This window comes from Kitasatospora sp. NPDC004745 (assembly GCF_042873275.1).
Lineage (GTDB): Bacteria > Actinomycetota > Actinomycetes > Streptomycetales > Streptomycetaceae > Kitasatospora.
Window position 1 is genome coordinate 50377 of the sequence record NZ_JBIALK010000017.1, and the last position, 24071, is coordinate 74447.

General features: G+C 75.7%; 23 protein-coding genes and 2 pseudogenes. 13 read left to right on the plus strand and 12 right to left on the minus strand.

All coding sequences use genetic code 11. From position 1 onward, the window contains the following. Positions 1-339: 339 nt before the first annotated feature. On the minus strand, positions 340-2004 hold the full coding sequence (locus tag ACFYUY_RS25225; RefSeq protein ID WP_387903880.1) for a peptide-N4-asparagine amidase: 1665 nt from the start codon (positions 2002-2004) through the stop codon (positions 340-342). Positions 2005-2205: 201 nt separating this feature from the next. Continuing rightward, positions 2206-3108, minus strand: coding sequence for a LysR family transcriptional regulator (locus ACFYUY_RS25230; RefSeq protein ID WP_387903883.1), 903 nt, complete (start codon positions 3106-3108; stop codon positions 2206-2208). 144 nt (positions 3109-3252) lie between these two features. On the opposite strand from ACFYUY_RS25230, the gene ACFYUY_RS25235 reads away from it, so the two are divergent. Together ACFYUY_RS25235 and ACFYUY_RS25240 are read left to right on the plus strand one after the other, a co-directional pair. Beyond that, on the plus strand, positions 3253-4218 hold the full coding sequence (locus ACFYUY_RS25235; RefSeq protein WP_387903885.1) for a pseudouridine-5'-phosphate glycosidase: 966 nt from the start codon (positions 3253-3255) through the stop codon (positions 4216-4218). Positions 4219-4229: 11 nt separating this feature from the next. Beyond that, positions 4230-5099 carry a PfkB family carbohydrate kinase gene (locus tag ACFYUY_RS25240; protein WP_360211470.1) on the plus strand — a complete coding sequence of 290 codons (870 nt, stop codon included), beginning with the start codon at positions 4230-4232 and terminating at the stop codon, positions 5097-5099. A 79-nt stretch (positions 5100-5178) separates the two neighbouring features. Here ACFYUY_RS25240 and polX read toward each other — a convergent pair whose 3' ends face one another. Further along, complete coding sequence (polX, locus tag ACFYUY_RS25245; RefSeq protein ID WP_387903888.1) at positions 5179-6906, minus strand: DNA polymerase/3'-5' exonuclease PolX; 1728 nt, start codon at positions 6904-6906, stop codon at positions 5179-5181. A 359-nt stretch (positions 6907-7265) separates the two neighbouring features. Between polX and ACFYUY_RS25250 the strand changes: the two genes are divergently transcribed. From ACFYUY_RS25250 to ACFYUY_RS25260, 3 genes are all read left to right on the plus strand, one after another. Next, a complete protein-coding gene (locus tag ACFYUY_RS25250) occupies positions 7266-7952 on the plus strand; it encodes an ATP-binding protein (protein ID WP_360211466.1) in 687 nt (228 codons plus the stop codon). Between the two features lie 171 nt (positions 7953-8123). Further along, positions 8124-8741, plus strand: coding sequence for a helix-turn-helix domain-containing protein (locus tag ACFYUY_RS25255; RefSeq protein ID WP_360211464.1), 618 nt, complete (start codon positions 8124-8126; stop codon positions 8739-8741). Next, positions 8738-10156, plus strand: a complete 1419-nt coding sequence (locus ACFYUY_RS25260; protein WP_387903892.1) for an MFS transporter — start codon at positions 8738-8740, stop codon at positions 10154-10156. Before ACFYUY_RS25255 ends, ACFYUY_RS25260 begins: the two co-directional genes overlap by 4 nt. A gap of 132 nt (positions 10157-10288) precedes the next feature. Here the strand turns inward: ACFYUY_RS25260 and ACFYUY_RS25265 are convergent, their stop codons facing one another. From ACFYUY_RS25265 to ACFYUY_RS25275, 3 genes and pseudogenes are all read right to left on the minus strand, one after another. Continuing rightward, positions 10289-10627 (minus strand): DUF6629 family protein, encoded by a 339-nt coding sequence (locus tag ACFYUY_RS25265; protein ID WP_387903895.1) that lies wholly within the window; start codon positions 10625-10627, stop codon positions 10289-10291. Between the two features lie 142 nt (positions 10628-10769). Beyond that, positions 10770-11000: pseudogene (locus ACFYUY_RS25270) on the minus strand (DUF6629 family protein); the annotation flags it as partial. A gap of 238 nt (positions 11001-11238) precedes the next feature. Beyond that, a pseudogene (locus ACFYUY_RS25275) lies at positions 11239-12099 on the minus strand (DMT family transporter); the annotation flags it as partial. Positions 12100-12364: 265 nt separating this feature from the next. On the opposite strand from ACFYUY_RS25275, the gene ACFYUY_RS25280 reads away from it, so the two are divergent. Next, positions 12365-12628, plus strand: a complete 264-nt coding sequence (locus tag ACFYUY_RS25280; RefSeq protein WP_360211460.1) for a dsRBD fold-containing protein — start codon at positions 12365-12367, stop codon at positions 12626-12628. Positions 12629-12782: 154 nt separating this feature from the next. Then, a complete protein-coding gene (locus ACFYUY_RS25285; RefSeq protein ID WP_387903897.1) occupies positions 12783-13217 on the plus strand; it encodes a hypothetical protein in 435 nt (144 codons plus the stop codon). 214 nt (positions 13218-13431) lie between these two features. Here the strand turns inward: ACFYUY_RS25285 and ACFYUY_RS25290 are convergent, their stop codons facing one another. Then, positions 13432-14352 carry an alpha/beta fold hydrolase gene (locus ACFYUY_RS25290; protein ID WP_387903900.1) on the minus strand — a complete coding sequence of 307 codons (921 nt, stop codon included), beginning with the start codon at positions 14350-14352 and terminating at the stop codon, positions 13432-13434. A gap of 118 nt (positions 14353-14470) precedes the next feature. Between ACFYUY_RS25290 and ACFYUY_RS25295 the strand changes: the two genes are divergently transcribed. Then, entirely contained in the window at positions 14471-14926 is a 456-nt protein-coding gene (locus ACFYUY_RS25295; protein WP_387903902.1) for a MarR family winged helix-turn-helix transcriptional regulator, read from the plus strand. 28 nt (positions 14927-14954) lie between these two features. On the opposite strand, the gene ACFYUY_RS25300 is transcribed toward ACFYUY_RS25295, so the two are convergent. Both ACFYUY_RS25300 and ACFYUY_RS25305 read right to left on the minus strand, forming a co-directional pair. Continuing rightward, positions 14955-15302 carry a hypothetical protein gene (locus ACFYUY_RS25300; RefSeq protein WP_360211454.1) on the minus strand — a complete coding sequence of 116 codons (348 nt, stop codon included), beginning with the start codon at positions 15300-15302 and terminating at the stop codon, positions 14955-14957. Between the two features lie 203 nt (positions 15303-15505). Next, positions 15506-16432: an AEC family transporter gene (locus ACFYUY_RS25305; RefSeq protein ID WP_360211452.1), complete on the minus strand. Its 927-nt coding sequence runs from the start codon at positions 16430-16432 to the stop codon at positions 15506-15508. Positions 16433-16584: 152 nt separating this feature from the next. On the opposite strand from ACFYUY_RS25305, the gene ACFYUY_RS25310 reads away from it, so the two are divergent. Continuing rightward, positions 16585-17043, plus strand: coding sequence for an HD domain-containing protein (locus ACFYUY_RS25310; protein ID WP_360211450.1), 459 nt, complete (start codon positions 16585-16587; stop codon positions 17041-17043). A gap of 210 nt (positions 17044-17253) precedes the next feature. Here the strand turns inward: ACFYUY_RS25310 and ACFYUY_RS25315 are convergent, their stop codons facing one another. Further along, a complete protein-coding gene (locus ACFYUY_RS25315) occupies positions 17254-17628 on the minus strand; it encodes a transglycosylase SLT domain-containing protein (protein ID WP_360211448.1) in 375 nt (124 codons plus the stop codon). Between the two features lie 611 nt (positions 17629-18239). Continuing rightward, positions 18240-19829, minus strand: coding sequence for a carboxyl transferase domain-containing protein (locus ACFYUY_RS25320; protein WP_387903908.1), 1590 nt, complete (start codon positions 19827-19829; stop codon positions 18240-18242). Between the two features lie 301 nt (positions 19830-20130). Between ACFYUY_RS25320 and ACFYUY_RS25325 the strand changes: the two genes are divergently transcribed. From ACFYUY_RS25325 to ACFYUY_RS25340, 4 genes are all read left to right on the plus strand, one after another. After that, on the plus strand, positions 20131-20523 hold the full coding sequence (locus tag ACFYUY_RS25325) for a ribonuclease (protein WP_387903911.1): 393 nt from the start codon (positions 20131-20133) through the stop codon (positions 20521-20523). A 297-nt stretch (positions 20524-20820) separates the two neighbouring features. After that, positions 20821-21492, plus strand: a complete 672-nt coding sequence (locus tag ACFYUY_RS25330; protein ID WP_360211444.1) for a helix-turn-helix domain-containing protein — start codon at positions 20821-20823, stop codon at positions 21490-21492. Between the two features lie 206 nt (positions 21493-21698). Continuing rightward, entirely contained in the window at positions 21699-22238 is a 540-nt protein-coding gene (locus ACFYUY_RS25335) for a universal stress protein (RefSeq protein WP_387903914.1), read from the plus strand. A 116-nt stretch (positions 22239-22354) separates the two neighbouring features. Continuing rightward, positions 22355-22930, plus strand: coding sequence for a GNAT family N-acetyltransferase (locus ACFYUY_RS25340; protein WP_387903917.1), 576 nt, complete (start codon positions 22355-22357; stop codon positions 22928-22930). Positions 22931-23009: 79 nt separating this feature from the next. On the opposite strand, the gene ACFYUY_RS25345 is transcribed toward ACFYUY_RS25340, so the two are convergent. Further along, positions 23010-23720 (minus strand): alpha/beta hydrolase family protein, encoded by a 711-nt coding sequence (locus ACFYUY_RS25345; protein ID WP_387903920.1) that lies wholly within the window; start codon positions 23718-23720, stop codon positions 23010-23012. Positions 23721-24071: the final 351 nt, after the last annotated feature.

The following is a 24071-nucleotide window of genomic DNA, read 5'->3' on the forward strand; positions in this document are numbered from 1 at the left end:
CCGCCCCGCCCCGGTGTCGGACGGCCCGGACGCAGGGCGTCCACGGGGCCGAGGGGGTGCCCCGTGGACGCGTGGAACCTGCGAGGTGGGGGTGGCCTCCGGGCGTCACGCCCTCCGGCCGGCAGTTCGATCGTCGACCGAGGTAGTGCCAGCGGCAGACCCTGATCCGTCTCGATCTGTCGCCACTGCCTCCTGCGGTCGAACTCCTTCAGCTACCTCGCAGGTCCACTTCCATCATGCGCCTCCCACGCCGGGTGCACCAGGGGTCGACGGCCTGGAATCGGGCGTTTTTCGCAACTCGGGCGGATCGTGCGTTCCCGGGCGCCCGTCGGGCGCGTCCTACGGCGCGGGCCACCCGTCGACGAAGCCGAGGGTGCGGTGGTACGGCCCTCCGGGCCCGGTGCTGCGGTAGTCCTCCGTGCTGGTCCCGGTGCGGACGGTGGTGTCCCCGTCGTGGCGGTGGGCGGTGGGCCGCAGGGTGTGGTCGACGGTGGAGTGCTCGGTGACGTGCCCGCCGGTGGCCGTGGTGGCCTCGCGGTGGTAGCCGAGGTCCATGGTGGTCCGCTGGTCGGTGTTGCCGGCGGCGTCGTGGGTGGTCCGGTAGCCGACGTCCAGCGGTTCGCCCTCGTGCACGGTGGTGGTGCGGCGCGGGCCGCCGCCCCAGCTGGTGGTGGTGCGGGTGAGGTCGGTGCCGTTGTGCAGGGTGATGTCGTTCCCGCCGTCGCGCAGCTGTTGGGCGGAGCGGAAGACGAGGTCGTCGCGGACCTCGGTGGTGATCCGGCCGTGGGAGGTCTGGACCCAGCCGCGGGCGAGGTCGTGGCGGCCTGCCGTGACGGTCCAGTCGCCGCTGCCGCCGCCGTGGTCGGTGAGGTCGGTGCCGACGGTGGCCTCGGCGGCGACCCGGTGGTCGGTGAGCTGTCCGGTGGTGCGGGCGGCGCCGTGGTCGACGTCGGCGAACAGGTTGACCTGGCCGGTCCAGACGTCGTTGCTCTGCGCCTCGGCGGCGTTCACGCCGATGCCGACGGTGTGCGGGCGGCCGTCGACGAGCAGGCCGACGTAGGGGGTGAGGTCGAGCCGGTAGGCGGGCAGGTCGAAGGCGAAGACGCCGGGCACGGGCCGCCAGAGCAGCGGGTCCCAGCCGCCGGTGTAGATCACCGGGTAGGGCCAGACGGCGCCGGCCGTGCGCCCGTCGACGGTCAGCCGCAGCTCGCGGAACGGGCCCTTGCCGCAGGCGCCGAGGCCCGGGTTGGCGCTGACGAAGGCGTCCGGGGCGGAGGCGTAGGCGAACTCCTCGCAGGCGCCGCCGCCGCGGGTGTAGACCTCGGCGGTGAGGCGCTCCAGGTTCTGCGGGAAGGTGAGGTCGCGGCCGGCGGTGGGGGCGGCCTGGGTGAGCGCGAACGGGCCGGTGGTGAGCAGCCGGTCGGCGGTGCGGGCGGCCGGCCGGTGGCGGTCGGCGGTGTAGAAGGTGAGGCTCGCGCTGATCGTGAAGACGCCGGTGTAGGTGGCGTCGGTGACGTTGGCGAGGTCGAAGGAGAAGGGCTGCGGGCCTGCAGTGAACAGCGGGGCGTAGCGGGTGACGTCGTGTTCGAGGCTCCACTCGATGCCGTCCTTGGACGGTTCGGGGGTGGAGGAGAGCAGCACCTGGACGCCGCCGACGCGGACGCTGAAGATCCGGTCGAACTGCCGCCCGGCGACCTGCCCGTGGAGGTCCATGACCACGGCCGACCAGGGGCCGGCGCAGTCGGCGGGCGGGGTCAGGGTGGCGGTGTACGGGGTGTCGGGCGGGTTGCCGTAGCCGTTGCGGAACGGCTGGTCGTGCATCACCTCGACGGTGCAGGAACGGGTGTCGGGGCGGGTCAGCGGCTGCGTGGCGGTGACGGGGTCGTGGTAGTCGGTGCCGAAGTCGGCGCGGGCGGGGCCGGCGGCGGTGAGGGTGCCGGCGAGCGTCAGGACGGCGGCGCCGAGTAAGCCGGCGGCGCGGCGGAGCAGGGGGCGGACGGCCAAGGCGGATCCCCGGGGTCGGGCGGCCGGCGGGCCTCGCCGCGGGCCGGGTGGGTGATCCGGGCATCCTTCCGGTGCTGGCATGGCAGCGTCAATGGGTCGGGGTGGCGGCCGGTGGTCAATGAGTCGGTGGTCGGTGGTCACTGGGCCGGTGGTCGGGGGGGGCGGGTGCCGGCCCGTGTCGCCCTCCGCCGCTCCGGGGGCTCAGTCCGCCGCCAGGGCCGCGGCCTCCTGCCGGAACAGGTCGCGCAGGGCGCCCAGCAGCGGGCGCCGGTCGTCCGCCCGCCACTGCATCTCCAGCGGCAGGGTGGCCCGGCCCTCCAGCCGGACGGTGGTCACGTCCCCGGTGAGGTGTCCGGTCATCGAACCGGGCACCAGCGAGAACGCGCGGTTGCGGGCGAGCAGGTACAGCCGGGACCCGACGATCCGTGGCGGGCTGACCAGCACCGGCGGGTCGACGCCGCGCTCCGCGCAGAGGCCGAGGACGTGGTCGTGGTAGCGCGGGTGCTGCTCGCGCGGCCACGACAGCAGCGGCAGGTCGCCCAGTTCGGCGAGGTGCAGGGCGGCCCGGCCGGCCAGCGGATGGTCCCGGCCGAGGGCGACCCGCACCGGCTCGTCGGCGAGCCGCTCCAGACGGTAGCCGGGCGCCTCGTCGAGGAACCGGCCGAGGCCGATGTCGGCCAGTTCGGCGGCCAGGGTGGCGGAGACCTGCCCGGTGTCGACGGCGAGTTCGGCGGTGGTGAGGGCGGGCAGTTCCAGCTCGGCCCGGCTGACGACGGCGGGGAGCAGCCGGTTCACCACGCTCGGCGAGGCCACGATCCGGGCCGTCCGCAGCCGGGACTCCTCGTGCAGCCGCACCCGGGCCAGCAGCGCCTCCGCCTGCCCGAGCAGCCGGCCGCTCTCCGCGGCCATCACCGCGCCGGCCCCGGTGAGCGCGACCGACCGGCGGCTGCGGTCGAACAGCTCGACGCCGACGGCCCGCTCGAGCCGGGCCACCTCCTGGCTGACCGTCGGCTGCGAGATGTGCAGCCGTTCCGCGGCCCGGCCGAAGTGCAGCGTGTCGGCGACGGCGAGGAAGACCTCGAGCTGACGCAAGGTGAGACCCATGCCCGAAGACTAGTTCGCGCCCGTGACCGATAGCCGGGAGGCTATCGGAAGCCCCGGGACTCATTCTGGATTCCGATGCGGACGGTCCATACGCTGAACGGCACGTCGCCCCGTCCCGGTGGCACCTCACAGGAGGACCGCATCATGACCGGACTGCCCATCAGCACTCCCGAGGCCGGCGGCCCCCCGCGGGCCGTCCACGTGGCGGACGAGGTCGCCCGGGCCGTGGCCGACGGCCGGCCCGTCGTCGCCCTCGAGTCGACGATCTTCACGCACGGCCTGCCGCGGCCCCGCAACCTGGCCGTCGCGCTGGCGGCCGAGGCGCAGCTGCGCGACGCGGGCGTCGTGCCGGCCACCATCGGCGTGCACCAAGGGGTGCCCACCGTCGGCCTGACCACCGAGCAGATCACCGAGCTCGCCGCGACCGACGGCCTGGACAAGGTGAGCCTGCGCGACCTGCCCGTGGTCGCCGCGTTCGGCCGGCACGGCGGGACCACCGTCGCCGCCACCGCCTTCCTCGCCCACCGCGCCGGCATCCGGGTGTTCTCCACCGGCGGCCTGGGCGGCGTGCACTTCGGCGCGTCCGAGAGCTTCGACGAGTCGGCCGACCTGACCACCCTGGCCGCCACGCCCGTCACCGTGATCAGCGCGGGCGTGAAGTCCATCCTCGACATCCGGGCCACCCTGGAGCGCTTCGAGACCTACAACGTCCCGGTCATCGGGTACCGGACCCGCCGGTACCCCGGCTTCTACGTCACCGACTCCGGCCACGAGATCGCCTACCGCGTCGACTCGCCCGAGGAGGCCGCGCGGGTCATCGACGCCCGGGACGCCCTCGGGTTGCCGCAGGCCGTCCTGATCGCCAACCCCGTCGACCCGGCCAAGCAGCTGCCGCCGGACGAGCTGGACGGCATCCTGGCCCGCGCCCGGGCCGAGGCCGAACGCCGGGGCATCACCGGGAACGCCGCCACGCCGTTCCTGCTCGACCACATCCAGCGCGACACCGGGGGCCGCAGCCTGGAGGTCAACGTCGAGGTCTACCGGGGCAACGTCCGGCTCGGCGGCGAGATCGCCACCGCCCTCGCGGCGGCCGCGAAGACCGGGGCCTGACCGTGCTCGGGGTGCTCGGCGACCTCGTCGAGGACGTCGTCGTCTGGGTCGACGGGCCGCTGCGCCACGGCACCGACTCGCCGGCCCGGGTGTTCCGGCGCCGCGGCGGCAGCGCGGCCAACGTGGCGGGCTTCGCCGCCGGGCGGTGTCCGGCCCGGTTCCTCGGCTGCGTCGGCGACGACCCGGTCGGCGACGCCGTGGTGGCCGAACTGGCCGGCCACGGCGTGGACGTGAGGGTGCAGCGGCGCGGCCGGACCGGCAGCGTCGTGGTCCTGATCGACCCGGACGGCGAGCGGACCATGCTGCCCGACCGCGGCGCGGCCACGCTGCTGGAACGGGTGCCCGACGCGTGGCTGGCCGGCCTGACCCACCTCCACGTGCCCGCCTACTCCTTCGACGGCGATCCGGTCGGCCGCACGGCGGTGGACGCGCTCGCCCGGGTCCGCAGGGCCGGCGGCACCACCTCCGTCGACGCCTCCTCCACCGGGATGCTGGAGCGGTACGGGCGGGAGCGCTTCCTCGCCCTGCTGGCCGGGCTGGCACCGACCTTCGTGTTCGCCAACCGCTCCGAGTCCGAGTTCCTCGGACTGCTGGCGGGCGGGCTGCCGGGGCCGGAGCGGGCCGGCCTGCCGGCCACCACGGTGGTCACCAAGGCGGGCGCCGAGCCGACCACCGTCGACGCGCCGGGGGAGGAGCTGCGCACCGTACCGGTGCCACCGGTGAGCGAGGTGCGCGACCTCACCGGCGCGGGGGACGCCTTCGCCGCCGGGTTCCTCGCCGGGTTCCTGGAGACCGGCGACCTCTCCGGGGCGGCCGCGCTCGGGCACCGCACGGCGGCCCGGGTGCTCGCCTCGCCGGGGGCCTCGTTCGCCGGGGGGTGAGCGGGGCGGGGTGGGTCGGGGAGGGACGGGCCGGGGTCGTTCGTGGCGGGGCGGCCGTCGCGGCGCGGGGTGGTGCGGCTCAGCGCAGCGCGTCCTTGCGGAGGAAGCGCTTCAGCCGCTGCCACGGCCAGGTGTTGATCACGTCCTCGGCGGTGAGCCCGCCGCGCTGCGCCGTGCCCACGCCGAAGCGCGGGTAGGCGAGCTGGCCGGTGGCGTGGGCGTCGCTGTCGATCGAGAATCGGACGCCGTGCCGCTTCGCCCGCAGCACGTCCTCGTCGCGCAGGTCGAGGCGCTGCGGGGAGCTGTTGACCTCGATCGCGGTGCCGGTGCGAGCGGCGGCCGCGAACACCGCGTCCAGGTCGACGTCGATCGGCCCGCGCCGGCCGATCCGCCGGGTGGTGAGGTGGCCGATGACGTGCACGTACGGGTTCTCGCAGGCACGGATCAGCCGACGGGTCTGGGCGTCGCGGCCGGCCGTGAAGTGCGAGTGGACGGAGGCCACGCAGACGTCGAAACCGGCCAGGAAGTCGGCCGGCCAGTCCACCCCGCCGTCCGGGCCGATGTTCAGCTCGGTGCCGTGCAGCAGGCGCAGCCGGCGGTGGCGGCCGGCGAGGGCGCGCAGCCGTTCGCGCTGCGCGAGCATCTTCTCGTCGGTCATCCGCTGCATCACCAGGTCCGGGGCGTGGTCGGTGACGGCGTAGTACGAGTAGCCGCGGGCGGCGGCGGTGTCGACCATCTCCTCCAGGGTGGCCAGTCCGTCGGTCAGGTCGGTGTGCGTGTGCAGGTCGCCGCGCAGGTCCGACTCCTGTACGAGGTCCGGGAGTTCGCCGCGCAGGGCGGCCTCGATCTCGCCCCGGTCCTCGCGCAGCGGCGGCGCGATCCAGGGCAGGCCGAGCGCCGCGTACACCTCCTCCTCGGTCGCCGAGACCACCTTGGCCCCGCCGTCGACCTCGAACAGCCCGTACTCGGAGAGCTTCAGCCCGGTCCGGACGGCCATCGTGCGGAGTCTGACGTTGTGCGCCTTCGAGCCGGTGAAGTAGAGGAGCGCCGCGCCCCAGTCCTCCTCGGGGACGACCCGCAGGTCCACCTGCACGCCCCCGGTGGTGCGCACCGAGGTCTTGGTCGGCCCGCTGCCGATCACCTCGGCCACGTACGGGAGTCCGGTCAGCGCGGCCATCAGCGGCGCGGAGTCGGCGGCGGTCGCCAGCACGTCGATGTCGCCGACCGTCTCGCGCATCCGGCGCAGCGAACCCGCGTACGCACAGCGGGTGCAGCCGGGGACGGCGGAGAGCACGGCGACGAGCTGTTCGGCGAGCTCGGTGGCCGCGTCGAGCAGGCTGCGTCCGCCGGACTGCCGCATCACCTCGATGCCGTGCAGGATCTTCTCGCCGCTGCGCTCGCCGAACCCGGCCACGTCGGACAGCCGGTCGGCGCGGACCGCCTCGGCCAGGTCGTCGACGGAGGCGAGGCCGAGGTCGCGGTGGAGGGCGAGGGCCCGCTTGGGGCCGACGCCGGGCACCGCCATCATCTCCCGCACGCCGGGCGGGATCTCGGCGCGCAGCTCGTCCAGGGCGGTGATGCTCCCGGTGGACAGGTACTCGGCGACCTTCTCGGCGGTGGACCTGCCGACCCCGGGGATGCGCTGCAGGCCCTTGGCGTCCAGGCCGGCGAGGTCCTCGGGGTGGCCGCCGACCGCGCGGGCGGCCTTCTCGTAGGCGCGGGCCCGGAAGGCGTCCCCACCGGTGATGTTGATCAGGTCGGCGTACTCCTGGAGCAGCTCCCGCACCTGGTCGTTGAGCCGGGGCATGGGGTCAGTCTAGGTCCTGCCCCGGGACCCGGCCCGGGGCGCGGTCCGGGCCGCCGCCGCCCGCTGCCGGGCCCTCCTGCGCGGGTCCTCCGGTACTCCTCCACGAGACCTCCACCGGGCCGCCGGGTGCGGTCCGGAGGGGTCCCGGGGCCGGTCGGGCCCGTTGCGACGGGCCGCCCCGCCGGTCGGCGGGTGCCCGACCGGCCGCTCGGCGGGGGCGGCGCGCGGCCGCCGGCCCCCGAGCCGGATTGTCACCGGGGCGGGGGAGGCGCAGGCTGGCAGGAGGGCCTGGGAAGCGGCCCGCAGCGGTGGGCCGCCGTACCGGGGACGGCCGCCGGAGAAGCACGAGGGGCAGGGCGATGGCACGCGGGAAGCTCTGGGGCTACGTCGCGTCGGGGGCCCGGGCGCTCGGCGCCCGGGGCGTTCCGGGACGGGCCGGCGGCGGGGCGGTGGACGAGGCCCCGGGGCCCTTCCACCCGGGGGCGATGGCGGGGCCGCGGGCGCTGTCCGGGCCGGAGCTGGAGCGGCTGGGCTGGACCGGCCGGCAGAGCGGCTGCGAACCGCGGGCACGGCACGTCCAGGTGGCCGAGGTGGTGCGCCGGGTGGTGCGCGGCGGCGGCCGCGCCGCGGCCGTGACGGTCCGGGTCGCGCCCGGGCTGCCGGTGGTGGCCGGGGACGCCCGCCGGCTGGAGGCCGCGCTGGCGGGCCTGGTCGACCACGCCGTCCGGCGCAACCCGCCGGGCGGGCGGGTGCTGGTCCGGGCCGAGGTGGCGGGCGGGCCGGGGCCGGCGGCGGACGAGCTGGTGGCGGCGGGGCTGGGCGCGGCGGCCCGCCCGCGCGGGCGGGTGGAGATACGGGTGTCCGACCGGGGGACGGACGCGCTGCCCGAGGCGCGGGAGTGGCTGCTCGCGGGCGTGCGCCCGGACGGGCCGGTCGGGCCCACGGTGCACAGCCTGGTGCTGGCGGCGGGCGGGCGGGTCGCGGTCGAGCCGACGCCCGGCGGCGGGCTGACGGTGGTGCTGTTGCTGGCGGTGGCGCACGACTGAGCCGGGGGAACGCCGCGCCCGCGGGGAAGCCGGCCGCAGGGGACCTGACTGCGCGGAAGCCGGCCGCAGGGGACCTGACCGCGGCGAAGCCGGCCGCCGGGGAGCGAACCGCAAAGAGGCCTTCGCAAAAAACCCTTTGCAAAGAGTCCTTTGCGGTCGTACGCTCCTGCCATGACCGATGAAAGCGGCTGGAAGCACAGCGACGACCCGCACGCCGTCCTCACCGCCAGGGGCATGCGGGCGATGGCCCACCCCGTGCGGATGCAGCTGGTCGGGCTGCTGCGCAAGCACGGGCCGTCCACCGCGACCAGGCTGGCCGAACAGCTGGGCCTGAACTCCGGGGCCACCAGCTACCACCTGCGCCAGCTCGCCGCCGCGGGCTTCGTCGAGGAGGATCCGGAGCGCGGCAACGCCCGCGAGCGCTGGTGGCGGTCCTCGCACCCGCTCACCGTCTGGACGGGCGACGAGCTTGCCGACGAGGAGCCCGACACGGCCGTCGGCTTCCTGCGGTCCGTCCTGGCCGCCCACACCCTGCTCGGCCAGCGCGCGCTGGACGCCTTCGAGACGATGCCGCGCGACTGGCGCAGGACGGTCGACCTGAGCGACCTCGTGCTGCTGATCACCCCGGACGAGGCCGAGCAGCTCTCCGCCGAACTCTCCACCGTGATCGGCCGGTACCGCCGGGTCGACACCGCCGGTCCGGCGCCGGAGGGCGCCGAGCCGGTGGCCGTGGTCCTGCACGTGCTGCCCGAGCCGCAGGCCGAGCCCGCGGCGGAGGAGCCCCGATGACCGCCGCCGCGACCACCGGGGCGGCCACCGCCGCGCCGTCCGCGCGCAGCCTCCGCCCGCTGGCCGGGGTGCTCGCCGCCACCGCCGTCTCCCTGACCGGCACCCGGATCTCCGCGATCGCCCTGCCCTGGTTCGTCCTCGCCACCACCGGCAGTGCCACCATGACGGGCCTGGTCGCCTTCGCGGAGATGACGCCCTACGTCCTGGTCAAGGCCCTGACCGGGCCGCTGGTCGACCGCCTCGGCCCGCGCGTGGTGTCCTGGACGACGGACGCGGTGAGTGCGGTCGCCGCCGGCCTGGTCCCGCTGCTGCACGCGCAGGGGCTGCTGCCGTTCTGGCTCCTGCTGGCGGTGGTCGCGGTGATCGGCGCGATGCGGGGCCCGGGGGACCTCGCCAAGTCGGTCATGGTCCCGGAGGCCGCCGACGCCGCCCGCGTGCCGCTGGAGCGGGCCACCGGGCTGTCCGGGGTCACCGAACGGCTGGCCTCCACGGTCGGGCCGGCGGTCGGCGGCGGGCTGGTCGCGCTGACGGGCCCGATGGCGGGGCTCGCGGTCAACGCGGCCACCTTCGCCCTCGGCTCCCTCGTCATCGCTCTCGCGCTGCCCCGCGGCATGGGCCGGGCGGCGGTCCCGGCCGCCGCGTCCGGGAGCCCGGCGGGGAGCCCGGACGGGGGCGCTGCCGAGGGTGCTTCCGGGGGTGTTGCCGTGGCGGAGGAGGCCGAACGGCCCGGCTACTGGCGGATGTTCCGGGAGGGCCTCGCCTTCCTGCGCTCCGAGCCGCTGCTGCTCACCGTGATCGTGATGGTCGGCATCACCAATCTGCTCGACGCCGGGTTCATGACGGTCCTGGTGCCGGTCTGGGCGCGGGAGTCCGGGAACGGCCCGGCCGCGATCGGCCTGACCGCCAGCGCGATGGGCATCGCCGCCGTGGCCGGCAGCCTGATCGCCGCGGCCGTCGCCCACCGGCTGCCCCGCCGGGCCGTCTTCTTCGCCGGGTTCCTGCTGGCCGGGGCGCCGCGCTTCCTGGTGCTCGCCGCCGGTGCACCGATGTGGGTGGTGCTCACGGTCTTCGCGGTCGGCGGGTTCGGCTCCGGGTTCCTCAACCCGATCCTCGGCGCCGTCCTCTTCGAGCGGGTGCCGCGCCACCTGCTCGGCCGCGTCCACGCCCTGGGCGACTCCCTCGCCTGGGCCGGGATCCCCCTCGGCGGTCTCCTCGCCGGCGCGGCGGTCGCCCTGGTCGGCCTGATGCCCACCCTGGTCGCCGGCGGTCTGCTGTACTTCGCCACCACCAACCTCGCGGGCCTCCGCCCGGAGTGGCGCGAGATGGACGGCCGCCGAGACCGCGACCGGGACCGCGGCTGTGACGCGGAGGTCCCGGCCGGCCGGGCCGAACGGGAGACGGTGCCGGTCCACTGAGCCGCGGCCGGCCCCGGGCTCCGGTCGGCCGTGCGGCGCCGGGCGCGCCTCCGTGGGGCCGTGTCGGCGGAGCTCCGGGCAGCCGGGCGGGGGTGCAGCGGCCGTAGCCCGCCGGAGGGGCGGCGGGGGCGGTCAGCGCGGGGCGGTGGCCGGGGGGAGCCGCTCGCGGTCGTCCGCGGCGGTGCGGCCCGACCACTGCAGGAGCAGGAGGCTCACGACTGCGGCCAGCGCGCACCAGGTGGAGACGAAGGCGAGGCGCCAGAGCAGGGCACAGAGCACGGCGCCCGCGCCGGTGAGCAGGCCGAGGCGGCGCAGCAGGCGGTCGCCGGAGGCGAGGAGGGGGCCGATGGTGGCCAGCAGGTAGCCGGAGAGCAGGAGGGCGGGGTGCGGGACGCCGATGCCGTAGCCGAGGGTGTGGCCGTGCTCGGCGGCCGTCACCGGGTGGGCCGCGACGGCCACCGCGAGCGGCACGGCGGACGGCCGCGCCGAGCACAGTGAGCACGGCCAGGACGGGCCCCGGTCGGCCGCGGCGGGCCGGACCGGCGGAGTGGTCCGATTCGGTGGCCGCGCACCACACACCGACGGGTACGAGCACGGGCAGCAGCGGCAGCGCGATCACCGCCCAGGCCGTGCGCGCCGCACCGCCGACGCCCTCGGGCAGCCCGCCGTCCGCATCGAGCCAGACCAGCGCCTCGATCAGCTGGTGCGTCCCCAGGACGAGGGGCAGCGAGGCCAGGAGGAGCCGCCGCGGCCGGCCGGCCCGCCGGGCACGGATCAGGCAGAGCACCCCGACACCGGCGATCACCCCACCGGCCACGGCGTCCGCCCGGGCGCTCCAGCACATCGGCCCGGCCCGCCTAGCCGGCTTTCCTGCTGCTGCCGCCACCGCCGGGGTCCTGGTCCCCGGTTCCGTCCTGCTTCCCGTTCCCGTCCCGGGCACTGTTCCCGTCCGGGGCCTTGCGGTACGGCGTACCGTCGGAGCAGCCCTCGCCCGGTGCGCCCGGTCCGTCCGGTGCGCCGGGTCCGTCCGGTCCGCTCGCGGCGGACGGCCCGGTGCCCTCCGGTGCGGCGGGGACGGCTCCCGGCGTCTCGCGGGCGCTCCCCGGCATCGCGGGGTGGCGTCCGATCACGATCACCCCGATGACGATGGCCACCAGCCCGGCCGCCTCCCACGCCAGCGCGCCCGGCGTCACCCGCAACCGGTCGCCGAGGAAGCCGACCGCGCAGGCGATGCCCGCGATCGGCTGGGCGGCGGTCAGCGCGGGCAGGGACATCCGCAGCGGTGCGGCCTCGAAGGCGCTCTGCACCAGCAGCAGCCCCACCACGCCCGCCGCCACCACCGCGTACGGCTGCCAGCTGCGCAGCACCGCGTCCAGCCCGTCGTGGTCGAGGCGCTGCGTGGTGGTGCGGGTGAGCGCGTCCTGGAGGCCGTAGAGCAGCCCGGCGGCCAGCGCCAACAGGGTCGCCTCCTCGAACAGCGGCAGCCGCCGGGCCAGCGAGACCAGCAGCAGGGTCAGCCCGACGACCGTGCCGACCACCAGCCAGTGCCGCAGCTCCCCGGCCGGAGCCCCGCCGCCGGTCGGTCTGCCCGCCACGATGAAGGCCGTCACCCCCAGGCCGAGCAGCAGCACCCCGGCCCAGCCCGAGCGGCCGAGGCTCTGACGGGTCAGCACCCGGGAGAGCGCCATGGCGAACAGCAGGTTGGTCGCGAGCAGCGGCTCGACCAGGGACACCTCGCCCTGGTTGAGGGCGAGCGCGGACAGGATCAGGCCGCTGACCATGAAGCCCGTGCCGAGCAGCCACTCGGGCATCCGCATCAGGTCCAGCAGCAGCCGCCAGTGCAGCAGGTCGGCACGGGGCGCCCGCTGCGCCGCGTGCTGCTGGAGGACGAAGCCGAGGCCCAGGCAGCAGGCGGCGCTGAGAGCGAGGAGGAAGACCGCCACGAAGGGACCACCCGGTTGTCGCTGCCGGCGCCGCGCCGGTGGGGTTCCGGGGCCGGTCGGCGGTCGCGGCGCGCTTCCGTCAGCGTACCGCCGGGGCGGCGGCGGGGCCCGGTCGGCGGACGGTCGGCGGTGCCCGTCGGGCCGTCCGCCGCCGGGCTTGCCGCCACGGGCGGGACGGGCGCACGCTGGTGTGAGCGGCCGCCACGGCTCACCGTCCGTGCCGGTCCCGACAGGCGTGGAGGGGGCCGCCGCCAGGAGGTGTGGGATGCACAACCAGTGGGACGTGGAGCTGAGCTTCGAGGAAGACGGTGTGCACACGGCGTGCGACGCCAGGCTGACGGGCGCCCGGGCGCCGGGCCTGAGCGCCCACGGCGAGTCCGTGAAGAGTGCGGACGACCGTCCGCTCGCCAGGATCGGCGAGGAGGTCGCCGCCTCCCGCGCCCTGGAGGCGCTGTCCCGCAAGCTGCGGGCCCAGGCCACCGGGGAGATCGACGACGAGGGGCACCGCCCGGGCTACCTGATCTACTGACGCCTCTCGGCAGCCGGCCGGTCGGCCGGCGCCGCGGCCCGTACGGGGGTGCGGCCGCGCCGCCCGGTCGGCGGTCGGCCGGTGGCCGGGGGGTGGCCGGCCGGCGGCGGAAACCCACTCGTCGGCCCTCCGGCCCCCGTGACAGCATGCCGGCATGACCCTCCCGTCCCCCGACGACCGGTTCGTGAGCACGGCGCTGTACTCCGTCTCCGAGGACGCCTGGCACCTGGAGCTGCACCGCGTCGACGACGCCGGCGCCCTGGTGCTGGCGGTGGTCCCCGACGAGGATCCGGCGCAACAGCCGTCGGTGTCCTTCGCCACCCGGGGCCGGCCGTCGGAGTCCTTCTGGGACGTGCCGTACGAGGTGATGCGCTGGTTCATGGACCAGGTGGACCGGCAGGTCCGGGAGTCCCGCGGCTGGATGGGTCTGCGGCCCGAACTCGTCGCGGTCGTCCACCGGTTGCGCGAGGAGCACCGGGGCTGGATCCTCGACGAGGACCTGCCGGGAGTCCTCGCGGAGCTGCGCGCCACCGTCCCGGAGGCCGAACTCCCGACGGTGCTGGAGGCCGCCTTCGGCCGCACCTCCTGAGTGCCGAGGGACACGATGAGTCGGCACGCGTCGGTGGTCGGCGGTGTCTTCCTCCTGAGTCCTCAGGACCGGACGCCCGGACCAGCGGCTTCCCGGAGCTTCCGCCGGAGCCGGGCCGCCGTGACCGCTGACACCTGAGGAGCGCGGCGGCCCCGGGGTGTGCCGATCGGGAGCCGGAGTGCACAGGGTGGCGGTTCGGGGCCCGGGTGTCCGGTCAGGCCGGTGGCGTGGCGAGGAACGCGGTCAGCCGTCGGTTGACCTCGGGGGCCGCGGCCATCGGCAGGTCGTGGTGGGAGGCGTCGGGGAGGACGTCCACCGTGGAGCCGGGCAGCGCGCGGCAGGCGGCCTGGGCGACCCGATGGGCGTCGTGCACCCGGCTGTGCTCGGCGAGGAGGGTGAGGGTCGGGGCGGCGAGGGTGCGCAGCCGGTCCGGGGTGGGGCGGGGGCCGGTGACGACGCGGGAGGCGGGGAAGTCGGAGTGGCCGAGGGCGTACACCTCGCGCCAGGCGGGGTCGAGCCGGGCGCCGCCGGTCTCCCAGTCGAGGAAGCGGCGGGCGCGGTCGGCGCTGCGACCGGGCAGGAACAGGGGCAGGGCGTGCAGCAGGTAGCCGGGGCGGAAGCCGGCGAAGCACTGGGTGGGGTCGAGGAGTGCGAGCCGGTCGACGCGGTCGGGTGCGTGCAGTGTGTACTGGAGGGCGATCCAGGCGCCGTAGGAGTGGCCGCAGAGGTCCGCCCGCGGGACGCCGAGGCCGTCGAGGACGGCGTCCAGCCAGCCGAGCAGTCCGGGGAGGCCGGCGAGGGCGGGCCCGTCGTGGACGCTGCGCCCCGGGTCGCCGATGAGGTCGACGGCGAGGACGCGGTGCCCCGCGGCGGCCCAGGAGCCGGCGTTGGCGGACCACAGGGTGGAGGTGGCGCCGCCGCCGTGCAGCAGGACGAGCGGGCGTCCGTCGGCGGGGCCGCAGGCGTTGATCCGGGTGGTCCCGTGCCCGGTGCGGACGGTGAGCGGCTCGACCGGGACGGGCCAGCGGTCCAGCAGGGCGTCGTAGGCGGCCAGGAAGGGTGCCGTGCGGTCGGGGGGTGAGGTGCGGGTCGAACGACGGCCGGTGCGGGCGGAACGGGCGCTGGATGCGGACAAGGCGAGCCTCCGCGGGCAGGATGCGGGCAGGATGGGTCTGCTGCTGATCACTCGTTGCACAAGTATCTCGCTGAGCGAGAGAATACCGGCACACACGTGCCCGAGGAGGGACGAGAGGGTGTCCGAGGCCGAGGAACCGATGCGACTGGTCCACCTGCTGCGCGGTCTGACAGTCGAACTCGACCTGTTCGGGGCCGAGTTCGCGTCCCGCAACGGCCTTCATCCGACCGATCTGCGCGCGCTCGTCCACCTGCTGGACGCGGCTCGGGCCGGCCGGGTGGTGACCCCGGGGCGGCTCGGGGAGGCGCTGCGGCTGAACTCGGCGGGGACCACCGGCCTGGTGGACCGGCTGGAGCGGCTCGGCCTGATCCGCCGCGAGCGGGACCCCGAGGACCGGCGGAAGGTCAGACTGGTGGTCGAGGAGCGGGCGGTGCGCCTGGGGGAGGAGTTCTTCGGCGGGCTGATCGGTGATCTGGTCGGGGCGATGGGGCGGTTCGACCCGGCGGAGCTGGCGACGGCCCGACGCTTCCTGGAGGTCATGACCGAGGTGGTGGCCGCCGCCAGCCGGGAGTGAGCGGGGAACGCGGGGACCGCGGGGACCGTCAGAACCAGTCCCAGCCGTAGTGCGGTCCGGGGTGGTCCTGGCGCAGCAGGCAGATGTTGGGATCGCGGGGCGGCTCCGGCCCCTCGAACGGTCCGACGGCCGGGCAGCGCGGGGCGACCTCGACCAGGTACTCGGGCCAGGAGGCCCAGTGCAGGTCGAAGCCGACGCCCTGGACGAGCGCGGAGTGGATGCCGTTGTGGCCGCCGGCGAGGTCGCAGCGCAGTCGCGGCTCGATCAGGAAGGCGCCGCGCGGGACGGTGTTGTAGTGGTCCACGTCGACCTGCGGCACGGTGACGACGGAGGCGCAGTGGTGGAACTCGGCTTCGCGGGTGTCCGGTTGGCTCATGGGCGCCAGCATTCCACCGGGAGCGCGGCGCCGACCGGGGTTCCGCGGTTTTGTCCGGTGCATGAGGGAAGACCGTCGCGCAGCGGACGGGTTCCGGCCACTTTCGCGTCACCCGCCGCTTCTGCGTCACCCGCCACGTCCGTGCCGGCCGGCGGCGTCCCTGCGTGCCCGTCAACTCCGGTCCACCGGACGGGTGGCGGTCCTCAGGCCGGACCGAGGGACCAGCTGATCACCGACAGGGTGGCCATCGACGCCAGCGTCGACCAGAGCACCGCGTCCCGGGCCAGCCCGGTGGCCTGCCCGTACTCGCGGGCGTAGACGTAGACGTTCTGCGCGGTGGGCAGGGCGGAGAACAGCACCACGGTGAGCAGTTGGTGGGCGGGCAGGTGGAGCAGCGGCCCTGCCACCGCGAACGCGACCAGCGGCTGTGCCAGCGTCTTGACCGCGACGCTCAGCCCGACCTCCGCGCGGCCCGAACGGCCCGCGGCGGGTGGGCGGTTGTGCAGCGAGATGCCGAGGGCGACCAAGGCCGTCGGCACGCCGGCGCCGCCGAGCAGCTCGCAGGAACGATTCAGCTCGGCGGGCAGGTGCAGCCCCGTGGCGGAGGCGACGGCGCCGAGGGCGGTGGCCAGCAGGATCGGGTTGCGCACCGGGAGGGTGAGCAGCGCGCGGCGGCCGGCGGCGCCGCCGTCGAGCACGGCCAGGACGGCGGGCGTGACGAAGAGGATCTGGAACAGCACGACGGGCGCGACGAAGGAGGCGTCGCCGAGCACCTGAACGGCCACCGGGATGCCGAGATTGGCCGAGTTGACGTACCCGGCGGCCATCGCGCCGATCGCCGCCTCGCCCGCCTTGCGGTGGAACAGCAGCCGTGCCGCCAGCAGTCCGAGTCCGGTCGCGACGGCGGTGCCGGCGGCGAAGGCCAGCATCGAGGGGTTGGCGAAACGGTCCAGCGGGGTGCGGGAGATCATCAGGAAGAGTGCGGCCGGCATCGCGACGTGGAACACGAACCGGCTGAGCACCGCCTCCGCGTGCGGCCCGAGCAGCCCGCTCCGGCCGACCAGGTAGCCGATCCCGGTCAGTGCCCAGATCGGGGCGAAGCCGGACAGCAGGGGATGAAGGGCGGGCATGGTTCCTCGGATCGCTCGGACGGGTCTGCCGGACGGGGAGGGGGTCGCCCGCCCCGCGGCAGTAAACCAGTGCGTGCGAACCGGCCGGGTAGGGGCCCGGGCCCGGGCCGCCGGCCCCGGCGGGCGGGCCGGCCGGGACCTACGATGAGGCGATGGAGCCCGAATACCTGAGCCTGGCCGAGGTGGAGAAGATCGCGCGGCGCGCGCACGAGGGGCAGGTCGACAAGAACGGCCACCCGTACGGCGAGCACATCGCGGCGGTCGCCCGGGGGACGGCCGCACGCGGCGGCACCGAGGAACAGATCGCGGCGGGCTGGTTGCACGACACCGTCGAGGACGACCGGCTGAGCCGTGAGTGGCTCGCCGGGGCCGCGTTGCCCGCGGCCACCAAGGTGATCGTGGAGGCGCTGACCCGCGGTGACGACGAGCCGCTCGAGGAGTACACCGCGCGCATCCTGGCCACACCGGGGGCGCTGCTGGTCAAGCGGGCCGATCTGGCGCACAACTCGGACCCGGCCCGGCTCGCCGCGCTGGACACCGCGACCGCCGAGCGGCTGGCTGCCAAGTACGCGCGGATGCGGGAACTGCTCGGGCTCACCGGCGAGCTGTGACGGGCCGCGCCCCTTCCACCGCGACGTGCTGCCGTGCCCCGTCAACTGCGACAGGGTGTCGTGCCCCGTCAACCGCGACAGGGCCCGGGCCACGCGGATCGCGCGGGCCCGGGCCCTCTCGGGTCACCCCGGTGGTCCCTGTCCGACCCCCGGGGTGAGGGGGAAGGTGGCCAGGAAACGGGTGGTGGTCGGTGAGCCGATCCTGTCGGCTTAGTACCAGTGGTGGTTCTGCCAGAACGCCCAGGCGGCGTTCGGGCTGCCGTAGCGGGAGTTCATGTAGTCCAGCGCCCACTTGATCTGGGTGGCCGGGTTGGTCTTCCAGTCGGCGCCGGCCGAGGCCATCTTGGAACCCGGCAGGGCCTGCGCCAGGCCGTACGCGCCGGAGCTCGCGTTGGTCGCCTTCACGTTCCAGCCGGACTCGTGGGAGATGATCTGGCTGAACGAGGCCAGCTGGTTGGCCGGGACGATCTGCGCGGCCAGGGCCTGCGGGGAGGCGGTGGCGGCGTTCGCGGTGGCGGGCAGGACGCCGGCACCCAGGGCGGTCAGACCGGCGGCGCCGGCAAGAATTGCGGCGGACGTACGCATACGGAGCTTGAAAGCGGGCATGAAGAACTAGACCTCAATCAGGTTGGGCCGGGTCACACCCCGTCTCGGACCGTGGCCGGACAGGGGCCGTATCGGTCGCGGGGCGTGACTCGGCGATAAGCCGCTGACCGGCGGGACAGGAGCCGGTGCGGCTGGCGACGGAGCAATTGTTGCCAGACCGGATCGCCCGCCGCCAAGACCCCCTCGTTACGACCCCCGGTCGTACGGGCGGGGTGGGCCGTGGATTCGAAGGGTCGGCCGCGCGTGGGCGCGCCGACCCCATGTGAGCTGCGCGGATGTCCCGCCGCGGAGGGGTGTCCGGGCAGCCCGGGCGCTTCGTCGCGGCCACTACCGGCCGTCGTAAACGGGATTCCTCTGTGAGCGCACTCACCGAGCGGCCCGTTCCGGCCGTCACCCGCCGATTCGCGGGCGCCACTTTGGGTACAGACGATCTCGGCGCCGCTGAGACCGGCGCCACACCCCGGGTCGGCGAGGGAGGGCCCGGGACCTCCCCCGCGGTGTGGCCCGGGCCTCATCCCTGGCCTGTGCGGTGCGGCCCGGGCGTTGCCCTTTGCGGTGCGGTGCGGTGCGGCGTGGCCCGGGCCCCGGGCTCAGCGCAGGTCGCCCAGGCGCCGGTGCCGTACGGCCCGGGCCGCGAGGCGGTCGGGCCCCGGTAGGGCCGCCAACCCGCCGAGTGCCGCTCCGACGGCCTCGCCGAGCCGGGCGCAGAAGGCCTCCGGCTCGTCGGCGGCGTCCGGGCGCTCCTCGACCACCTCGTCCACCAGCCCCACCGCGGCCAGCTGGTGCGCGCCGATGCCCTGGGCGCGGGCCAGCTCGGCGGCGTGCCCGCCGTCCCGGTGGACGATCGCCGAGGCGCCCTCCGGAGGCAGCGGCGCCAGCCAGGCGTGCCCGGCCGCGATCACCCGGTCCGCGGGGAGCAGTGCCAGCGCGCCCCCGCCGGAGCCCTGCCCGAGCAGCACCGCCAGGACGGGCGTGCGCAGTGCCAGCAGCGTGGTGAGGCAGTGCGCGATCTCGATCGCGATCCCGTCCAGTTCCGCCTGGGCGGACAGTTCGGCACCGGCGGTGTCCACCACGGTGACCAGGGGGAGCCCCAGCTCCTCGGCCAGCCGCGCGGTGTGCCGCACGGCCCGCAGGTCGGCGGCGGTGAAGGGCCGCTCGTGGTCCGCGGTCCGCCGCTGCTGCCCGACGACCAGCACCGGCCGGCCGCCGAGCACGGCGAGGGCGCGGACGAGGGCGCCGTCGCGCCCGCCGGGGGCGTCCAGCAACACCAGGTCCCCGGCGGTGTGGCGCAGCAGCTCGCGGGTGCCCGGACGGTCGGGGCGGCGGGTGCGCCGGACGGAGTCCCAGGCGTCCGGGGGATCGGAGGGGGAGGAAGGGAGAAGGGGAGGGGAGGAGGAGGGAGGGGGAGCGGAAGGGAGGGGGAGACCGGAAGCGGGGAGGGGGGAGGCAGGAAGGGGCGAGGGGGTGGTGGTCAGTACGGCGAGCGTGCGGCGGAGCAGTTCGCGCAGCTCCTGGGGGGCCACCACGGCGTCGACCAGGCCGCGCTCGGCCAGGGTCTCGGCCCGCTGGACGTCGGCGGGCAGCTCCACGCCGCGCAGCTCCTCGTACACGCGCGGGCCGAGGAAACCGAGGCGGGCGCCCGGCTCGGCGAACACGAGCTGGCCGAGGGTGCCCCAGGAGGCGAAGACGCCGCCCATGGTCGGGTTCCGCAGGTAGCTGAGATAGGGGAGGCCGGCCGCGCGGTGGGCCTGGACGGCGGCGGTGATCCGCAGCATGCAGAGGAAGGCCGCCGATCCCTCCTGCATCCGCGTGCCGCCGGAGACCGGCAGGGCGAGCAGCGGCAGCCGCTCGGCGGTGGCGCGTTCGACGGCGCGGGTGATCCGTTCGGCGGTGGCGACGCCGATGGAGCCGCCGAGGAAGCCGAACTCGGACGCCACCAGTGCCACCGGCCGACCGTCGACCAGGCCGGCGCCGGTGAGGACGGCCTCGTCCAGTCCGGTGCGTTCGCGCGCCCGGTCGAGCGAGGCGCGGTAGCCCGGGTCGGCGGGCGGGCCGGCCGGCGGTTCGTCCCAGCCCCGGAAGCTGCCCGGGTCGACCAGCAGTCCGATCAACCGCCGGGCCGTCAGCGGGAGTCCGGCGTCCGTCCCGGTTCCCGTGCCTGCCCTCGTGCCCGTTCCCATGCCCACCCCGTCAGCGGTCGTTGCGGCCCGACATGATCCGCACTCTATGCGGCCGGGCGGGGGCGGAACGGGAGCCGGGGCAAGGTGTGAGGAGGCCGACAGTGCGGCCGACGACCGGCGGTTCCGGTTGTTCGACGGCGGTCGGCCCAGGGCGGGCCGGGGCGGTTCGTGGACGGCGCGGGAGTGGTTCGGCCGGGCTCGGGATACGGGTCAAGTCACTTGCTGAACAGTGGAGTTACCCGGTGGTTAATACTTCGCGCGGGGGTTCCGGAGTTGTCGGTGGCTCGCCAGACTGAGGGGCATGACTCGCACTCTACGCGCGTGGAAGTCCCGCGCTGCCGCCGTCACCGCCGTCGCCCTGATGACCCTCGCGCCCGTTGCCGTCGCCACCGACGCGCACGCCGACGTGAGCGGCACGGTGTGTCTGTCCGCCCTCCCCCCGGAGGCGTCCGACACCCTCGACCTGATCGCCACCGACGGGCCGTTCCCGTACTCCCAGGACGGCGTCGTCTTCCAGAACAGAGAGCACGTCCTGCCCGGCCGGTCCTACGGCTACTACCACGAGTACACCGTCATCACGCCGGGCGCCCCGACCCGCGGCGCCCGGCGGATCATCACCGGCGAGGCCTACCAGGAGGACTACTACACCGGCGACCACTACGCCTCGTTCTCCCTGATCGACCAGGGCTGCTGAACCGCCCGGCGCGCTCGCCCCGAGCCGCCCGGGCCCGCCCGCACCTCCGCTCGGACCTCCGCCCGCACCTCCGCTCGCGCCTTCGCTCGACCGGACGCCGGGCCGCCCGCAGCCGGCGGCCGTAGGCCGAGCCCTCCGATCCCGGTGGCCCCGGCACACTTCCCCGCCGAGGCCGCCGGGCCGGATGCCCGGGCACCGGGAGCCCGGACACGCCGCCCCCGAGGGCCGGTCGGGCTCCGCCCCGCCCCGGCGCCGCACGCCCGGCGGCGACCGTCGGACACGCGCTAGGGTCGGGGCATGGCACCGAGCAGCGCGAACCCCCCGGGACGGCTCCGGCGTGACGCGCAGCGCAACCGCGACCTCCTGCTCGCCACCGCCCGCGACATGTTCGCCCGGCACGGACTCGACGTCCCCCTGGACCAGATCGCCAAGCAGGCGGGCGTCGGCAACGCCACCCTCTACCGCCACTTCCCGACCCGCGAGGCCCTCATCGGCGAGGTCTTCGCCGACGCAGCCGCCGGACTGGCCGGCGCCGGCGACGAAGCACTGGCCGCCGACGACGCCTGGACCGGCCTCGAGGACTACTTCGGCCGGATCTTCGCACTTGTCGCCGCCGACCGCGGCGTCAACGACCTGGTCACCCAGGCCATCCCGGCCATCCCCGGCATGATCGAGATCAGCCGCCGGCACGCCGCCACCGTCGGCGCGCTCATCGCCCGCGCCCAGGAGCAGGGCACCATGCGGCGCGACGTGGTCACCATGGACCTGCTGTTCCTGCTCGGCCCGCTCTGCCGCGCCCTCCCCGCGGCCACCGAACTGCGCCCCGACCTCTGGCGCCGCTACCTCGCCCTGCTGCTCGACGGCTTCCGTGCCCGCGCCGCCCACCCGCTGCCCGTCCCGCCGATCGGCGAGGAACACCTCGACCGGATGTTCGCCGACCTCTGGGACGCCGAGGCGCCCGGCCCCTGAGCCGTCAGGTCCGCGTAGGGAACGCGGGCCCGCGCGTCAGAACCGCGTCAACACCGCACCCGGTGCCCGGCGCACCCGGGTTCGCTGGTTCCGACAGGGCGCGCGACGGCGGCGGTACGGCACGATGTTCGGCAGTGGCAGGGCACGGTACGGCGTTGCACGTCGAGGGCGAGCGACGGTACGGGTCGCGGCGGAAGGCGGGGACCATGGCAGACATCGGTGGCGGGGGAAGAGGCGGCGCGGCCGGCCGGTTCGTCGTCGGCGTGAGCGGCTCGCTCGGCAGCCTCACCGCCCTCCACCACGCCGTCGCCGAGGCCCGCCGGACCGACGCCGAGGTCCTCGCCGTCCTGGCCTGGATCCCGCCCGGCGACGGGCTCGGCCACCACCGGACGCCCTGCCCGCCGGTCCTCACCGCCAGCCGCGAGGCCGCCGCCACCCGCCTCCGGCAGGTCCTCGACGAGGCGTTCGCAGGCCGTCACGCCGGAGTCCGCCTGCGCTGCCAGACCGTCCGCGGCGACGCCGGGCACTCCCTCGTCCGCTGCGCCGACCAGCCCGGGGACCAGCTCGTCCTCGGCGCCGGCCGGAGCAGGGGCTGCTTCTCCCGCCTGCTGCGCCCCTCCGTCACCGCGTACTGCGTCCGCCACGCGACCTGCCCGGTGCTCGCCGTTCCCCGCTCCCCGCTGCACCACGACCTCGAAGCCCTGGAGCGCGGCCGCGACCTGCGCATCCTCTCCGCCGGCGGCTGAGGACCGCCGGGGCGGGGGGCGGGGAGGCGGGGAGGCGGGGACGGCCGCCGCCGGCCGGCCGGGGCGCAGCTCGAAATCCTGTTGCGGCGGTGCTGCCGCCGGACGATCCTCCCGGCATGGACCTTCCCCAGCAGGTGATCGAACTGGACGACCTGACGCTTCGGCGGTTCGACGCCGAGGCGGACCTCCCGGAGTTCTTCCGGGTCATCGAGGAGTCGCTGGAGCACCTGCGCCCGTGGATGCCCTGGGTCGCCGAGCACAGCCTGGCCAGGACCGCCGAGTTTCTGGCCCGTCGCCAGGAGCTCTGGGCCCGCGGCGAGGCGTTCAGCTACGCGATCGTGGTGGACGGGGCGATCGTCGGCGTCGGCGTGCTGTTCCGCGGCGCGGAGGCCCCGGGCGAGGGCCTCGAGATCGGCTACTGGTTGCACCCCGCCGCCACCGGACGCGGCCTGGCCACCCGGACCGCCCGCGCCCTGGTCGACCAGGCGTTCCGCCTTCCCGGCGTCGACCACGTCGAGGTCGTCCACGACCCGGCCAACCGCGCCAGCGGTGCCGTCCCGGCCCGCCTCGGGTTCACCGAACGCCTCCGCCGCCCGGCCGAGCACCCCGCCCCGGGCGGGAGCGGCGAGGAGCTGGTCTGGCGGCTGACCCGCAGCCGCAGCGATGCCTCCGCCGCCGCGGAGGCGCGGTGACGGTCCCCGGCCTGGAGTTCCGGGGACGGTGCGGGGGCGTGTCCTGACCGGCCCGGGCGGGAGGTCCGGGCGGCACGGCCTAGCGGAGGCCGGCCGCCTCGGCGAGGACGGCCGCGGTCCGGCGGCCGGCGTGCAGGACGCCCGGGTCGTCCGTCGGGAGGCAACGGCCGGCCCCGGCGTCGTAGGCCGTCATCACCACGCCCGCGTGGTCGGTGGGGAGTTCGAGCAGCACGGCCGCCGGCAGGGCCTCGGCGAGCTTCCGGGTGTGCTCCGGGCCCACGACCTCGTCCTCGGTGCCGTGCACCAGCCACACCGGTACGGGGGAGGGGGCGGCGGCCAGCCGGTCGAGCGGGGCGTCGCCGGTGACGGCGGAGGGGCGGGCGTAGCTGGAGGAGATCCCGACGGCGGCGACGGGGCGGGTGCCACCGGAGGTGTCCGGACGGGTGGCCACGGCGACGGCCTCCCGGCCGCCCAGCGACCAGCCGGCCAGGACGAGGCGCTCCGGGTCCCCGCCGTGGGCGGCGGCCTCGCGGCGGGCGCACGCGAGCGAGGCGAGCAGCTCGGCGCGGCCGCCGTCCGGCCCGTCCGAGCGCCAGTCCGGCACGAACACCAGCAGACCCAGCGCGGCCGCCTCCCGGGCGAGCGGCCGCAGCACGTCGCGTTCGTCGGCCCCGCGGCCGTGCCACAGCAGCACCACGGGAGCCGGCCCGGCGGCACCGGCCGGCGGGCGGTGGACGTCCATGAGCCTGCCGTCCGCGTACGGAACGACCTCGGGTCGAATGCTCGTCATGCGGGGTTCCCCTCCGGTTCTGCGCCTGGTCACGGAGCTGGTACTGTACTTCTCGTTGCGAGGGAGATGATTCCTCGTCAGGCGTCAGTGGTGCTACCAGAGCACGTCCTACTTTCAGTAGGGAGAGTCCGTGCGACCCGGGCCTGGCGCTCTATTCCGGACGGGGTCCGGTGCCTTTCGGGGTGCCGGGCCTTTTCCGTTTTTCCGGGGTGGATCGGGCGGCTTGGGCATTTCGGTGTTCGGGTGTTAGTGTTCTTCTCGTTGCGAGGGAGATGATTCCTCGTCAGGCGTCAGTGGTGCTACCAGAGCACGTCCTACTTTCAGTAGGGAGAGTCCGTGCGACCCGGGCCT

What these genes read in the sequence shown, in the direction of transcription:
- ACFYUY_RS25230 (WP_387903883.1), bottom strand. Translation starts at nt 3,108, where the DNA reads ATGGGTCTCACCTTGCGTCAGCTCGAGGTCTTCCTCGCCGTCGCCGAC.
- ACFYUY_RS25235 (WP_387903885.1), top strand. Translation starts at nt 3,253, where the DNA reads ATGACCGGACTGCCCATCAGCACTCCCGAGGCCGGCGGCCCCCCGCGG.
- polX (WP_387903888.1), bottom strand. Translation starts at nt 6,906, where the DNA reads ATGCCCCGGCTCAACGACCAGGTGCGGGAGCTGCTCCAGGAGTACGCC.
- ACFYUY_RS25250 (WP_360211466.1), top strand. Translation starts at nt 7,266, where the DNA reads ATGGCACGCGGGAAGCTCTGGGGCTACGTCGCGTCGGGGGCCCGGGCG.
- ACFYUY_RS25255 (WP_360211464.1), top strand. Translation starts at nt 8,124, where the DNA reads ATGACCGATGAAAGCGGCTGGAAGCACAGCGACGACCCGCACGCCGTC.
- ACFYUY_RS25260 (WP_387903892.1), top strand. Translation starts at nt 8,738, where the DNA reads ATGACCGCCGCCGCGACCACCGGGGCGGCCACCGCCGCGCCGTCCGCG.
- ACFYUY_RS25280 (WP_360211460.1), top strand. Translation starts at nt 12,365, where the DNA reads ATGCACAACCAGTGGGACGTGGAGCTGAGCTTCGAGGAAGACGGTGTG.
- ACFYUY_RS25285 (WP_387903897.1), top strand. Translation starts at nt 12,783, where the DNA reads ATGACCCTCCCGTCCCCCGACGACCGGTTCGTGAGCACGGCGCTGTAC.
- ACFYUY_RS25300 (WP_360211454.1), bottom strand. Translation starts at nt 15,302, where the DNA reads ATGAGCCAACCGGACACCCGCGAAGCCGAGTTCCACCACTGCGCCTCC.
- ACFYUY_RS25305 (WP_360211452.1), bottom strand. Translation starts at nt 16,432, where the DNA reads ATGCCCGCCCTTCATCCCCTGCTGTCCGGCTTCGCCCCGATCTGGGCA.
- ACFYUY_RS25310 (WP_360211450.1), top strand. Translation starts at nt 16,585, where the DNA reads ATGGAGCCCGAATACCTGAGCCTGGCCGAGGTGGAGAAGATCGCGCGG.
- ACFYUY_RS25315 (WP_360211448.1), bottom strand. Translation starts at nt 17,628, where the DNA reads ATGCGTACGTCCGCCGCAATTCTTGCCGGCGCCGCCGGTCTGACCGCC.
- ACFYUY_RS25320 (WP_387903908.1), bottom strand. Translation starts at nt 19,829, where the DNA reads ATGGGAACGGGCACGAGGGCAGGCACGGGAACCGGGACGGACGCCGGA.
- ACFYUY_RS25325 (WP_387903911.1), top strand. Translation starts at nt 20,131, where the DNA reads ATGACTCGCACTCTACGCGCGTGGAAGTCCCGCGCTGCCGCCGTCACC.
- ACFYUY_RS25330 (WP_360211444.1), top strand. Translation starts at nt 20,821, where the DNA reads ATGGCACCGAGCAGCGCGAACCCCCCGGGACGGCTCCGGCGTGACGCG.
- ACFYUY_RS25335 (WP_387903914.1), top strand. Translation starts at nt 21,699, where the DNA reads ATGGCAGACATCGGTGGCGGGGGAAGAGGCGGCGCGGCCGGCCGGTTC.
- ACFYUY_RS25340 (WP_387903917.1), top strand. Translation starts at nt 22,355, where the DNA reads ATGGACCTTCCCCAGCAGGTGATCGAACTGGACGACCTGACGCTTCGG.
- ACFYUY_RS25345 (WP_387903920.1), bottom strand. Translation starts at nt 23,720, where the DNA reads ATGACGAGCATTCGACCCGAGGTCGTTCCGTACGCGGACGGCAGGCTC.